Raw genomic sequence first — 13592 nt, 5'->3', positions numbered from 1 at the left:
CGGATGTCACACAAGCGTCACCGAAAAGCAATTTCCACATCAGAGTGAATTAAAAAAGCCTGAAGGTCGCTTGACATTTGTGCAGCGCACAATACCCTCAACCTCGGACAGGTTTTCCTGTCCATGCCCTCCTTGGGCGTTTCCTCCCTAGACTTCGACCGTATCGTGCAAACGATGCGGTCTTTTTTTACGCCGGAGCGCCCCGGACCAAGGTTTCACTCCGCCGCCAGCGGCAGGTCGATGAAATGATGGTCCGGCATTGCCATCAGATCCGCCGAAAATCGCGACAAATCGTCGGCCAGCGCGTCGAAGCCGGCGGCCTTCTCGAATGTCCGCTCGTTCATGTAGAGCCCGCGATTGACCTCGATCTGCAGGGCGTGGAGATGGCGCGCCGGGCGGCCATAGTGCTCGGTGATGAAGCCGCCGGCATAGGGCTTGTTGTGGGCGACGGCGTAGCCCATGGCGGTGAGCAGGCCGATCGCGGTCTCGGTCAACGCCGCGGTGGCCGAGATGCCGAAACGGTCACCGATGATGAAGTCAGGCCGCAAGCCGTTGTCGCCGACGCGGATACTCGCCGGCATCGAATGACAGTCTATCAGCACGGCAAAGCCGAAACGCGCATGGGTCCTGGTCAAAAGCCGTTTCAGCGTCTCGTGATAGGGCTTGTAGACGGCCTCGATGCGGGCGACCGCTTCGGACAGCGGCAGGCGGCCGGAATAAATATCGAGCCCCTCGCCGACCAGCTTGGGCACCGTGCCAAGCCCGCCAGCCACCCGCGCCGAGCGGATGTTGCAGAACGACGGCACCGGCTCGGCGAACATGCGCGGATCAAGTTCCCACGGCTCGCGGTTGACGTCGAGATAGGCGCGCGGGAAATTCGCCGCCAGCATCGGCGCCCCCAGCGCCACGGCGCCGCCGAACAGTTCGTCGACATAGCAGTCTTCCGACCGGCGGATGGCGTTGCGGTCCAGCCTTGCCATGGCAAGGAAGCGCTCCGGATAGTAGCGGCCGCTATGCGGTGAGTTGAAAAGGAAGGGGACGCGCTGCTCGGCGCCCGAACGGATTTCGAAGGGTGGAAAGACCGAAAAATCCTCGGCTGCCGTCTTCAATTTGTGCGAACCCGCAAACACCAGTGCATCATGATATGAAGGTGCCACCTTGCTGGCCGCGTGTCCAGCATTTCAGCGGCAGCACAGGCCGGGCAAATATGGTCCATCCCGGTTCTCGTTCACTTGATGTTTACCCTCACCTCCTCATATACAGGATGGTTAACGGGCTTGCCCAACGGCAATCTCGAGCGGGTGATTCGGACGGGATATCATGGCACGCATTCTACTGGCGGAAGACGACGACGATATGCGTCGGTTCCTCGTCAAGGCGCTGGAGCGCGCCGGCTACCAGGTCAGCGATTTCGACAATGGCGCCAGCGCCTATGAGCGGCTGCGCGAGGAACCGTTCTCGCTGCTTTTGACCGACATCGTCATGCCGGAGATGGACGGCATCGAACTGGCGCGCCGCGCCACTGAGATCGATCCCGACCTCAAGGTCATGTTCATCACCGGTTTTGCCGCCGTTGCGTTGAATCCGGATTCCAAGGCGCCTAAGGACGCCAAGGTGCTGTCGAAGCCGTTCCACCTGCGCGACCTCGTCAACGAGGTCGAAAAGATGCTGCAGGCGGCCTGAGCCGCTTTCCGAGCCAATGCATGTCGCCCAAAAGTGGCCCCGGTTTTGGGAGAACGACATTCAAGAAAACAAAGACCTGAAGCGCGGCGCTTGATTCCGTTCAAACGCGACGCGCTTTAGGCGTAAGCACCCTTGTCGCCACTGCGGCGAGACGACGCCTTCTTTCCTTTTTCCTGCTATTGACGCGCTGGATCAAAAATGGTGTATGCGCGGCTTCGGATGGGCGTGTAGCTCAGCGGGAGAGCACTGCATTGACATTGCAGGGGTCACAGGTTCAATCCCTGTCACGCCCACCATCCAATCCCAGACGATCAATACGTTGCGTTGAGTTTCCGCTGACCAGGCATCCAAGGGCCGGCTAGCCCTGCTTTTCCTTGTAGAGCAGCAATTCAGGCCGATATTCGAAATGCATGGTGTCGTAGTGATACCAGCGCCCGCCCCAGATAAAACCCTGCCTTTCAAACAACGTGACGATTGATAAGGGAATGCGGTTCTTGAACGGGATACGGCCCTTGTCATCGGGCTTGTTCCAGAACCAATAGTCGGAATAACCGACATTGATATCGAATGCAGCGCCGAAGGAATGGACGCTGAGCTGATCCGTGCCGGCGATGACCCGCCAGTTGAAACCGCCGCCTGGCTTGAGGCCGTAGCGGCTCATGTCGGCGGGCAACTCCTGCAAGGCATTCGAGATTTTGGAGAGGCGCGCGTCGACACCGAAGAGCGAGGTTATCCGAACCGGATACTTGCCCAGTTTGGGCAGCCATTTGACGGTCGTCAAATGATCGCCGACCGCCGCGGCACTGGCTCCATAAAGTTTTTTGAAGAAAGCCTCGTTGCGAATCCGCCCGGGATCGAAATCCACGTCGGGGATAAGGTCTCCGGCACTGGCTGGCGGATAAATGTAGTGGAACATGTCCTCGATATCGGGGGACTTGATCAACTCCTCGGCTGTGCGTGCCTTGCCGTCATCCCACACCATCGTGGCACCATCCGACCACGTCACCGTATTGCCCGAGATGGTAAAAAGGCCGGGGTAGGCTTCGAGCAGCGCAGCCTTGGCGTCAGCCTGATCGACGCCATCACCGCCTTGCGCGGCTGACAAGGGGATCGCCGCCAGCAAAACCACGAAACCGATGGAAATCCTTGGCTTCATCGCCAGCACGGCCCCCCGAAATCGCACGCCTACCCTTTCGATCATAAACGAAAAGGGAATGTGGATCAGGGCACGAGCCCACATTTATCCTGAGATGCCCGCGACGGCACACAAACTTCTCATCCTGGCCACCGCCAGTTCCGGATCGGCAAGCAACCCGGCCTGGTCGGCAAGGCGGAAGACATCGGCATAGTGGCGGATACCGCGCGCCGACTGCATGCCGCCGACCATCGCGAAATGATCCTGATGGCCGTTCAGCCAGGCCATGAAGACGATGCCGGCCTTATAGTATTCGGTCGGCGCCTCGAAGATTTTTCGCGACAGCGGCACGGTCGGCGCCATCAGCGCGTCATAGCCGGCGCGGTCGCCGTCCGCCAGTTTCGCCAGTGCCGCATTGGCGACAGGCGCGATCGCATCGAAAATGCCGAGCAGCGCGTGCGAGTGTTTGCGGCTGTCGCCGGCGATCAGTTCGGGATAGTTGAAGTCGTCGCCGGTGAACATGACGACGCCGTCCGGCAGCCGATTCCTGAGCGCGACTTCCTTGCCGGCATCGAGCAGCGAGATTTTTATCCCCTCCACCTTGCCGGCGTGGCGTTCGATGATCGCGACGACGGTGTCGAGCGCGGCCTCGAAATCGCCGCTRCCCCAATAGCCCCTGAGTGCCGGGTCGAACATATCGCCCAGCCAGTGCAGGATGACCTTGCCGGACGCTTGGGACAGGATGCGGTCGTAGACACGGGCATAGTCGTCCGGGCCATTGGCAACAGCCGCCAATGCGCGGCTGGCCATCATGATCGCCTTGCCGCCCAGCCCTTCGATGAAAGCGAACTGCCCTTCATAGGCGGCGATGACATCGTCGAGCGTCCGGGCGGCGCTTGGCGCCAGGTGGTCGGTGCCGGCACCCGAGGCGAGATCGGCGCCTTCGACGGTGCGCGCTTCCGCGATCGAGCGGCGGATCAATTCCTGCGCATTTGTCCAGTCGAACCCCATGCCGCGCTGCGAGGTATCCATCGCCTCGGCGATGCGGAAGCCGAGCCGCCACAGATGATGACGGAATGCCATCGTCCTGTCCCAGTCGACCGCCGGCTGCGACCACGGATCGGTCATCGCCAGCGGATCGGCAACGACATGGGCCGCGGCATAAGCGATGCGCGAAAACCGTGCGCCGACCGCCGGCTGCACCGGCTGGCCGACCAGAGCGTAGCGGCTGCTGCGGCCACCCTCACCAGGCAAGGAAATGTCCATCGATCTCTCCCTATCGCCGTGCCTATAAATGGAACGTTCCAATAAATCAAGAACCTTTACGATTCAGAGCTCATTCGCGGATAAATGCTGCGTCGCAACACAGAAAGCCTTATGGAATGGGCTCGCCGGTCTCACCGGATCAATTTTTCGAATCCGGAAAGAACCTCGATTGACTCCAGATGAGGTTAGTGATTAGAACGTTCCAATAGATCGGCTTGAAAATCAGGGAGGATGCATCTGGATGGCCAGCCGGGCCAAGGCAACGATATTCGACATCGCCCGCGAAGCCGGCGTGTCCAAATCGACGGTATCGCTCGTGCTCCAGGGCAGCGGGCTGATCCGGCCTGAAACCGCGGTCAAGGTTCGCAAGGCGATCGAGGATGTCGGTTACGTCTACAACCGTGGCGCCGCCAATCTGCGCAAGGCTCACTCCAACGTCATCGGCATGGTCATCAACGATCTCACCAATCCCTTCTTCGCCGAACTGGCGGTCGGCATGGAGCGCGTCTTCCAGTCGGCCGGCATCGTGCCTTTCATAGCCAACACGGCGGAAAATCCGGTGCGCCAGGAAGAGGTGCTCAAATCGCTGATGGAGCAAGGCGTCGCCGGCCTCATCGTGTCGCCGGCGCGCGGCACCACGCCGGGCGCATTCCGCCGCCTGGAGATGGCGGGCGTTCCGGTCGTCTTCGCCATGCGCCGGCTGCCCGAAAGCCGCATTCCGGTGATCACGCCCGACAATCATCGCGGCGCCTACCTGGCCGCCGCCCATCTCATCGGAAAGGGGCATCGCCGGCTGGCCTTCTTCGGCGGCTCGGCCGACCTCGTGGTCTATCAAGAGCGGCTGGGCGGCTTTCGTGAAGCCTGTGAGACGCTTGGCATCGCCGCCCGTGACATGACCGTGATCGAAGGCGAGACCAGCCGCAGGGGCGGTATCGCCTGTCTGGATACCGCTCTCGCAACATCCGAGCCGCCGACCGCGGCACTCTGCTTCAACGATGCGGTCGCTTTTGGCGCCATGCTGGCTCTGCGCAAGCGCGGACTTGAGCCGGGACCGGATTTCGCCGTCGTCGGCTTCGACGACGTGGTGGAGGCCGAGCACTACATGCCGGCCTTGACCAGCGTCTCGGTGGACACGGCCGGCCTCGGCGAACGTGCCGCCCATGTCATGATTAAGATGATCCAGTCGCGCACGACGCGGGCCGAAGATCATATCGGTGCGGTCAATCTGGTGGTCAGGGAAAGCTGCGGCCCGGATCGCCGCACCCGAAACAGGCCCGCAGGAATGGGGGATGCGGCATGAGCGTCAGATGGGGTTTGATCGGCGCCAGCACGATCGCCAGACAGTTCATGATCAACGCCATCCGTTCGCAGGGCGATGGCGAGATCGCGGCGGTCATGAGTTCCAATCCCGAGCGCGCCACGGCCTATGCCAGAGAAAACAACATCCCGTTGGCTGTTTCGACGCTTGACGCTCTGCTCGGCGCCGACATCGACGCGGTCTACATCTCGACCACCAACGAACTGCATCTCGAGCAGGCTCTGGCCGCCACCAAGGCGGGAAAGCATGTGCTGTGCGAAAAGCCGCTGGCGCTGACCAGCGACGACGCGCGCACAATGGTCGCCGCCGCGAAGGCAGCCGGCGTCGTGCTCGGCACCAATCACCATCTGCGCAATGCCGGCGCGCACCGCGCTATGCGCGAGGCCATCGCCGCCGGCCGCATCGGCAAGCCGATCGCCGCGCGCGTCTTCCATGCCGTCTACCTGCCCGAAAACCTGCAGGGCTGGCGCATCACGAAGCCTGAGGCAGGCGGGGGCGTGGTGCTCGACATCACCGTGCATGATGCCGACACGCTGCGCTTCGTGCTCGGCGACGATCCGGTCGAAGTGTCGGCCTTCACGCAGTCGGCCGGCATGGCCGGTAGTGGGCTGGAAGACGGCGCCATGTGCATCTGGCGCTTCAAATCGGGCGTCATCGCCCAGTCGCATGAAGGCTTCACCACCAAATTCGCCGACACCGGTTTCGAGGTGCATGGCTCTGAGGGCTCGCTGATCGCCAGGAACGTGATGACGCAGAAACCGGTCGGCTCGGTGTTGCTGCGCACGGCCAACGGCGAGGAGCTGAGCTTCGACCGCGAGGACCTCTATTCCCGGTCACTGCGCCAGTTCCACGCCGCGATCCGTGGCGAAGGCCAACCTTCGGCCACCGGCGAGGACGGCATCTGGTCGCTCACAGCTGCCGAAGCAGCCCTTCAATCGGCCGGTTCCGGCAAGGCCGTCAAGATCGACCCGAAACTCGGGAGCAGGAATTGAGCAAGGTCGTTTCCGCCGCTGAAGCCGCAGGCCTGATCAAGGATGGCATGGTGGTGTCCGTCTCGTCGTCGAGCGGTCTCGGCTGCCCGGACGCGGTGCTGGCCGCGATCGGCGAGCGCTTCGACAGCGAAGGCCATCCGAAAGACATCACCACGCTGCACCCGATCGCCGCCGGCGACATGTATGGCATCAAGGGCATCGACCATCTGGCCAAGCCTGGCCTGTTGAAGCGCACATTGTGCGGCTCCTATCCGTCGGGGCCCTCCTCGTCCGAGCCGCCGCAGATCTGGAAGATGATCGGCGACAATTCGGTCGCCGCCTACAATGTGCCGTCCGGCATCCTGTTCGACATGCACCGCGAAGCCGCCGCCAAGCGTCCGGGTGTGCTGACCAAGGTCGGCCTCGATACGTTCGCCGACCCCCGCCACCAGGGCTGCGCCATGAACGCGGCCGCCAGTGAGCCGATCGTTTCGGTGCAGCAGTTCGACGGCGAGGAATGGCTCTATTTCCGCTCGATCGTGCCGCAGGTCTCGATCATCCGCGCCACCACGTCAGACGAGCGCGGCAACCTCACCTACGAGCATGAGGGCGCCTATCTTGGCGGCCTGGAACAGGCGCTCGCCGCCCGCAACAATGGCGGCGTCGTCATTGCCCAGGTCAAGCGCGTCGTCGAGAACGGCACGCTGAAGCCGCACGACGTGCGAGTGCCCGGCGTGCTGGTCGACCACATCGTCGTCGCGCCCGACCAGTTGCAGACAACGCTGACGCCCTACGATCCGGCAATCTCGGGCGAGGTCTTCCGGCCGCTGTCGAGCTTCCGCAACGCCGAGATGAACGTCCAGAAGGTGATCGCGCGCCGCGTCGCCTTGGAACTCCGCGACGGCATGGCCGTCAACATCGGCTTCGGCATCTCGGCCAATGTGCCGCGCATCCTCCTCGAGGAAGGCCAGCACGGCAAGGTCACCTGGGTGATCGAACAGGGTGCCGTCGGTGGCGTGCCGCTGCTCGACTTCAAGTTCGGCTGCGCTTCGAACGCCGAGGCGATCATGCCCTCGCCGCACCAGTTCATCTATTTCCAGGCCGGCGGCTTCGACGCGTCGCTGCTGTCCTTCCTACAGATCGACCGCCACGGCTCGGTCAACGTCTCGAAACTGTCCGCACGGCCGCATGTCACCGCCGGTGCCGGCGGCTTTGTCGACATCACCGCGCGGGCAAGGAAGATCGTCTTCTCGGGCTTCTTCAACGCCGGGGCGAAACTCTCCCTGGCCGATGGCGGCATCCGCATCGACCAGGAGGGCAAGGTCAAGAAGGTGGTCAACGAGGTCGAGCACATCTCCTTCTCGGGCAAGCGAGCCGTCGCGCAGGGACAGGACATCACCTATGTCACCGAGCGCTGCGTGATGAAGCTGACGCCGGAGGGCCTGGTCGTCACCGAACTCGCACCCGGCATCGACCTGCAGCGCGACGTGCTGGCCCAGGCCGAGATCCCGCTCGGTGTCGCCAAGGATCTCAAGACGACACCGGCAGCGCTCTACCTGGACCAGCCGATCGGGCTGTCGCTGAATGGCGGCGCCTCGCTTGGAGGCGCGCATGGCTGAGCGTCTCGTCACCTTCGAGCAGGAGGGCGCCATCGGCATCGTCACCTTGCGCCGGCCGGAGAAATTCAACGCGCTGGATATTCCGATGCTGCGCGCGCTGGAGGCAGCGCTGGACGAAGCGGAAATGGCGGAAGGCGTGCGCGTCGTATTGCTGCGCGGCGAAGGCAAGGGCTTTTGCGCCGGCGGCGACGTCGAGGCGTGGGCGCAGATGAGTGCCGCCGACTTCCAGGTGCAATGGGTGCGCTACGGCCATCGTGTCTTCGACCGGTTGGCGCGGCTACGGCAACCGACCATCGCCGTGCTGTCCGGCCATGCGCTGGGCGGCGGGCTGGAACTGGCGGTCGCCTGCGACTTTCGCTTGGCGGAGACACAGGTGAAATTAGGCTTCCCCGAAACCTCGATCGGCGTCGTCCCCGGCTGGTCCGGCACACAACGCGCGGTGCGCCGCTTCGGCGCGCAGACGGTGCGGCGCATGGCGCTGGGCGGCGAGATTCTGCTCGCTCCCGAAGCGCTGGCGCTCGGCGTGGTCGACCGGGTGGTCGAAACCGGCAGCAGCCTGACGGAAGCCAGGGCCTGGGCCGAAAAGATCGCCGAGCGCGGCCCGCTGGCGACGGAAGCCGCCAAGCTGATGATCGCGGTCGCCGAAGACGAGGAAAGTGCCGCGGCGACAGAAGCACTGGCCAGCGGCTTCATCGCCCTGACCGGCGATCTCAAAGCCGGCGTCGGCTCTTTCAAGACCAAGCAAAAACCAGCATTTTCAAGATCCTGAGGATTACACAGTTAGATGAACGCCCCTCTCAACATCATCATGCCCGCCGAGGCATCCGCAGCGCCAAGAACCTATCGGCTGCTGATCGACGGCAAGCATGTCGATGCCCGCGATGGCCGCACGCTGGAGCGCAAGAGCCCCGGCCACGGCTTCACCGTCTCGCACTATGCACAGGCCGGCGAAGCCGAAGTCGAAGCCGCGGTGCAGGCCGCGCACAGGGCGTTCGAGACCGGCCCATGGCCGCGCATGAAGGCGGCCGAGCGCGCCGCGATCCTGCTCAAGGCGGCCGACCTGATCGAGGCACGGCTGGAGGAGATCGCCCGGCTCGACGCACTGGAATCCGGCAAGCCGATCGCCCAGGCGCGCGGCGAAATTGGTGGTGCTGTCGACATCTGGCGCTATGCCGCCTCGCTCGCCCGCACCTTGCACGGCGAATCCTACGCCAATCTCGGCGACGCCATGCTTGGCGTGGTGCTGCGCGAGCCGATCGGCGTCGTCTCGATCATCACGCCATGGAATTTCCCTTTCCTCATCGTCAGCCAGAAACTGCCTTTCGCGCTCGCCGCCGGCTGCACGGCGGTGGTCAAGCCGAGCGAGATGACCTCGGCCTCGACCTTTGTTCTCGGTGACATCCTCATGCAGGCCGGCTTGCCCGCCGGCGTCGTCAACATCCTCGCCGGTCTTGGCGCCGATGTCGGCGCGCCGATGGTCAGCCATCCCCTGGTCGAGATGGTCTCGTTCACCGGCTCCACCCGGGTCGGCAAGATGACGATGGCCTCCGCCGCGCAAACCTTGAAGAAAGTCTCGATGGAACTCGGTGGCAAGAACGGCCAGATCGTCTTTCCGGACGCGGACCTCGAAGCGGCCGCCGACGCGGCGGTGTTCGGCGGCTTCTTCAACGCCGGCGAATGCTGCAATGCCGGCAGCCGGCTGATCGTGCACGAAGCGATCGCCGACGATTTTCTTGCTGCCGTGAAGGCGCTTACTTCCAGGGTGATCGTTGGGGATCCACTAGACGACCGAACCAAGGTCGGCGCGATGATCTCGTCCGACCATCTGGCCAAGGTAGCCGGCTATGTTACGGCAGCGGCAAGCGACGGCAGCAGCGTCTACAGCGGCGGCAAACAGCTGGCCTCGAATGCCGGCCAGTACCTCGATCCCACCATCATCCGCGGCGTCACCGAGGACATGGCCATCGCGCGCGAGGAAGTGTTCGGACCGGTGCTCTCGGTGCTGACTTTTGAAACGATTGAAAAGGCGTTGCACATCGCCAACAACACGCCTTATGGTTTGTCTGCGGGCGTGTGGAGCGCCAGCATCGACACCTGCATGTCGGTGGCGCGGAATGTGCGTTCGGGAACCGTCTGGGTAAACACGTTCATGGAAGGTTACCCCGAGCTGCCATTCGGAGGCTACAAGCAGTCCGGTCTCGGACGCGAACTCGGCAAACGCGCCGTAGAGGACTATACCGAAGAAAAGACAATCCAGTTTCATCGCGGCCAACGCACCGGATGGTGGGTCGGCTGAGTTGAGAAGAACCCGGCGGACATTCGCCGGTCGTGTAGATGCAACAAGGGAGGAAGTACATGTTGCGCAAACTTCTTATCGGAACGGCTCTCGCATCGGGCCTTGCTTTCGCGGCCCATGCCGAGGACGTCAAGGAAGTCCAGATGCTGCATTGGTGGACGTCGGGCGGCGAAGCGGCTGCTCTCAACGTCCTCAAGGGCGATCTGGCCAAGGAAGGCTATGCCTGGAAGGACGTGCCGGTGGCCGGCGGCGGCGGCGACGCAGCCATGACCGCGCTGAAGGCGATGGTCGCGGCCGGCAACTACCCGACCGCCTCGCAGATGCTCGGCTACACCGTGCTCGACTATGCGGCGGCCGGCGTGATGGGCGACCTGACCGAGACGGCGAAGAAGGAAGGCTGGGACAAGTCCGTTCCGGCCGCCCTGCAGAAGTTCTCGGTCTATGACGGCAAGTGGGTCGCGGCTCCGGTCAACGTCCACTCGGTGAACTGGCTGTGGATCAACAAGGCAGTCATGGACAAGATCGGCGGCACCGAGCCGAAGACCTTCGACGACTTCGTTGCCCTGCTCGACAAAGCCAAGGCGGCAGGCGTGATCCCGCTCGCTCTCGGCGGCCAGAACTGGCAGGAAGCCACCATGTTCGACTCGGTTGTGCTGTCGACCGGTGGACCTGAGTTCTACAAGAAGGCATTCAACGACCTCGACGACGCTTCGCTCAAGTCCGACACGATGAAGAAGTCGTTCGACAATCTCGCCAAGCTCGTCACCTATGTCGACCCGAACTTCTCCGGCCGCGACTGGAACCTTGCCACCGCCATGGTCATCAAGGGCGACGCCCTGGTGCAGGTCATGGGCGACTGGGCCAAGGGTGAATTCCACGCCGCCAAGAAGACCCCGGGCACGGACTTCCTGTGCTATCGCTTCCCGGGCACCGACGGCTCGGTGATCTACAACTCCGACATGTTCGGCATGTTCAATGTTCCGGATGACCGCAAGGCCGCCCAGGTCGCATTGGCCACCGCCACCCTGTCGAAGAGCTTCCAGTCGGCCTTCAACGTCGTCAAGGGTTCGGTTCCGGCCCGTACCGACGTTCCGGACACCGACTTCGACGCTTGCGGCAAGAAGGGCATCGCCGACCTGAAGGCAGCCAATGACGGCGGCACGCTGTTCGGCTCGCTCGCCCAGGGTTATGGCGCGCCTCCGGCGGTCGCCAATGCCTACAAGGATGTCGTCTCCAAGTTCGTCCATGGTCAGATCAAGACCTCGGACGAGGCCGTGACCGAACTGGTCAAGGCGATCGACGACGCCAAGTAAGCGCCACACACCAAAAGCGCCTTCCCCGCTCCAGCGGGGAAGGCTCCGATCCGCTAACCTGGTTGGCCTCGCGTCGACGGGAGGAGCCCTATGAGCACGGTAGCGACAAGCCAGATCAAGCTGACGCCGGAGCACGCCCGACCGCGCGCCTCGGTGCGCTCGCGCCTGCAGGACGCGCTGCCGAAGATCGTGCTGGCGCCGAGCTTCGCCATCACCATTGTCTTCGTCTACGGCTTCATCCTGTGGACGATCTATCTGTCCTTCACCAATTCCAAGACCTTCCCGTCCTATGTCATCACCGGCTCGCGCGCCTACCAGCGGCTTTGGGGCTGGACCTTCGACACCGACCCGCCATCGAGCTGGTACACATCGATCACCAACATGGGCATTTTCGGCTTTCTCTACATCTTCATCTGCCTGGCGCTCGGCCTTTTCCTGGCCATCCTGCTCGACCAGAAGATCCGCGGCGAAGGCGTGCTGCGGCCGATCTATCTCTACCCGATGGCGCTGTCCTTCATCGTCACCGGCGTCGCCTGGAAATGGTTCCTCGATCCCGGTCTCGGCCTCGAGCAGACCTTGCATCAATGGGGCTGGACGAGCTTCCATTTCGACTGGATCAAGAACAAGGACTTCGTCATCTACACCGTGGTCATTGCCGGCGTCTGGCAGGCCTCCGGCTTCATCATGGCGATGTTCCTGGCCGGCCTGCGCGGCATCGACGGCGAGATCATGAAGGCGGCGCAGATCGATGGCGCCACCACCTTCCAGCTCTATCGCCGCATCGTCATCCCGCTGCTGCGGCCGATCTTCCTGTCGGCCTTCATCGTGCTCGCCCACCTCGCCATCAAGTCGTATGACTTGGTTGTGGCGTTGACCAGCGGCGGCCCCGGCGGCTCGGCCTGGCTGCCGTCGAACTTCATGTATGAGTACACCTTCAAGCGCAACGAAATGGCCGTCGGCTCGGCCAGCGCGGTGATTATGCTGATGACCATCATCGCCATCATCGTGCCCTATCTCTATTCGGAACTGCGGGAGAAGCCGCGATGAGCGCCGTCACCACGCCCGCCCGCCAGGCCTCAGGCGGCATCAACGCTAGGATCGTCAACCGCATCGTCATCTACGGGCTGCTGGCGCTGTTTGCGCTGTTCTACCTGATGCCGCTGTTCGTCATGCTGGTCACCTCGTTCAAGACCATGGATGAGATCCAGAACGGCAACATGCTGGCGCTGCCCCAGGCACCGACCTTCGACCCGTGGGTGAAGGCCTGGGGCGAGACCTGCGTCGGCCTCACCTGCGCCGGCATCAAGGGCTATTTCTGGAACTCCATCAAGATGGTGGTTCCGGCCGTGCTGATCTCGACGATGCTCGGCGCCCTCAACGGCTACGTGCTGACCAAATGGCGCTTCCGCGGCGCAACGCTGGTGTTCGGGCTGATGCTGTTCGCCTGCTTCATCCCGTTCCAGTCGGTGCTGTTGCCGATGGCGACGATCCTCGGCAGCCTTGGCCGTTTCGGCGTGTCGCTGCAGAACTCGGTCGGAACGAGCTTCGGCCTGGGCAACGCCACGGTCAATCTCGTCTTCGTCCACGTCGTCTACGGCATCGGTTTCACCACTTTGTTCTTCCGCAACTATTACGAGGCGTTCCCGACCGAACTGGTCAAGGCGGCGCAGGTCGACGGCGCCTCCTTCTTCCAGATCTTCCGTCGCATCATGCTGCCGAACTCGATGCCGATCTTCGTTGTCACCGTCATCTACCAGTTCACCAACATCTGGAACGACTTCCTGTTCGCCTCTGCCTATGCCGGCACCGGCGACGCGATGCCGATGACTGTGGCGCTCAACAACGTCGTCAACACCTCAACCGGCGTCGTCGAATACAACGTCAACATGGCGGCCGCGATGATCGCCGCACTGCCAACCCTTCTCGTTTATGTGCTCGCCGGCCGCTATTTCGTGCGCGGTCTGATGGCGGGCGCCGTCAAAGGATAATCT

12 protein-coding genes and 1 tRNA gene are annotated in these 13592 nt (G+C 62.9%); 10 read left to right on the top strand and 3 right to left on the bottom strand.

The genetic code is table 11. The annotated features are described in order from the left end of the window. Window positions 1-215 precede the first annotated feature (215 nt). The gene (locus AC1D0I_RS12165) at window positions 216-1157 is read right to left on the bottom strand and encodes an N-formylglutamate amidohydrolase (RefSeq protein WP_477395317.1); all 942 of its coding nucleotides are present in this window, start codon (window positions 1155-1157) and stop codon (window positions 216-218) included. Window positions 1158-1320: 163 nt separating this feature from the next. Between AC1D0I_RS12165 and cpdR the strand changes: the two genes are divergently transcribed. Both cpdR and AC1D0I_RS12155 read left to right on the top strand, forming a co-directional pair. Beyond that, the gene (cpdR, locus tag AC1D0I_RS12160) at window positions 1321-1683 is read left to right on the top strand and encodes a cell cycle two-component system response regulator CpdR (protein WP_006199474.1); all 363 of its coding nucleotides are present in this window, start codon (window positions 1321-1323) and stop codon (window positions 1681-1683) included. A 221-nt stretch (window positions 1684-1904) separates the two neighbouring features. Then, window positions 1905-1979 (top strand) — tRNA-Val (locus tag AC1D0I_RS12155). A gap of 62 nt (window positions 1980-2041) precedes the next feature. Here AC1D0I_RS12155 and AC1D0I_RS12150 read toward each other — a convergent pair. Both AC1D0I_RS12150 and AC1D0I_RS12145 read right to left on the bottom strand, forming a co-directional pair. After that, complete coding sequence (locus AC1D0I_RS12150; protein WP_477395315.1) at window positions 2042-2866, bottom strand: M15 family metallopeptidase; 825 nt, start codon at window positions 2864-2866, stop codon at window positions 2042-2044. A 57-nt stretch (window positions 2867-2923) separates the two neighbouring features. Then, complete coding sequence (locus AC1D0I_RS12145; protein WP_477395313.1) at window positions 2924-4084, bottom strand: dihydrodipicolinate synthase family protein; 1161 nt, start codon at window positions 4082-4084, stop codon at window positions 2924-2926. Between the two features lie 241 nt (window positions 4085-4325). On the opposite strand from AC1D0I_RS12145, the gene AC1D0I_RS12140 reads away from it, so the two are divergent. From AC1D0I_RS12140 to AC1D0I_RS12105, 8 genes are all read left to right on the top strand, one after another. Next, the gene (locus AC1D0I_RS12140) at window positions 4326-5384 is read left to right on the top strand and encodes a LacI family DNA-binding transcriptional regulator (protein ID WP_477395311.1); all 1059 of its coding nucleotides are present in this window, start codon (window positions 4326-4328) and stop codon (window positions 5382-5384) included. Beyond that, the gene (locus AC1D0I_RS12135) at window positions 5381-6394 is read left to right on the top strand and encodes a Gfo/Idh/MocA family protein (protein ID WP_477395309.1); all 1014 of its coding nucleotides are present in this window, start codon (window positions 5381-5383) and stop codon (window positions 6392-6394) included. The genes AC1D0I_RS12140 and AC1D0I_RS12135 overlap by 4 nt, the downstream gene beginning before the upstream one ends. Beyond that, window positions 6391-7992 (top strand): acyl CoA:acetate/3-ketoacid CoA transferase, encoded by a 1602-nt coding sequence (locus tag AC1D0I_RS12130; protein ID WP_184876676.1) that lies wholly within the window; start codon window positions 6391-6393, stop codon window positions 7990-7992. Before AC1D0I_RS12135 ends, AC1D0I_RS12130 begins: the two co-directional genes overlap by 4 nt. Next, on the top strand, window positions 7985-8761 hold the full coding sequence (locus AC1D0I_RS12125) for an enoyl-CoA hydratase/isomerase family protein (protein ID WP_477395307.1): 777 nt from the start codon (window positions 7985-7987) through the stop codon (window positions 8759-8761). Before AC1D0I_RS12130 ends, AC1D0I_RS12125 begins: the two co-directional genes overlap by 8 nt. Window positions 8762-8776: 15 nt before the next feature. Beyond that, complete coding sequence (locus tag AC1D0I_RS12120; RefSeq protein WP_477395305.1) at window positions 8777-10288, top strand: aldehyde dehydrogenase family protein; 1512 nt, start codon at window positions 8777-8779, stop codon at window positions 10286-10288. A 59-nt stretch (window positions 10289-10347) separates the two neighbouring features. Continuing rightward, window positions 10348-11601, top strand: coding sequence for an ABC transporter substrate-binding protein (locus AC1D0I_RS12115; RefSeq protein ID WP_095084589.1), 1254 nt, complete (start codon window positions 10348-10350; stop codon window positions 11599-11601). A 90-nt stretch (window positions 11602-11691) separates the two neighbouring features. Continuing rightward, the gene (locus AC1D0I_RS12110; protein WP_477306523.1) at window positions 11692-12648 is read left to right on the top strand and encodes a carbohydrate ABC transporter permease; all 957 of its coding nucleotides are present in this window, start codon (window positions 11692-11694) and stop codon (window positions 12646-12648) included. Continuing rightward, window positions 12645-13589 (top strand): carbohydrate ABC transporter permease, encoded by a 945-nt coding sequence (locus AC1D0I_RS12105; RefSeq protein ID WP_477395303.1) that lies wholly within the window; start codon window positions 12645-12647, stop codon window positions 13587-13589. The genes AC1D0I_RS12110 and AC1D0I_RS12105 overlap by 4 nt, the downstream gene beginning before the upstream one ends. Window positions 13590-13592: the final 3 nt, after the last annotated feature.

It is taken from the genome of Mesorhizobium sp. P2_D1, assembly GCF_056404455.1.
The sequence above is the reverse complement of the archived record's forward strand: the minus strand, read 5'-3'. Positions and strand labels throughout refer to the sequence as shown.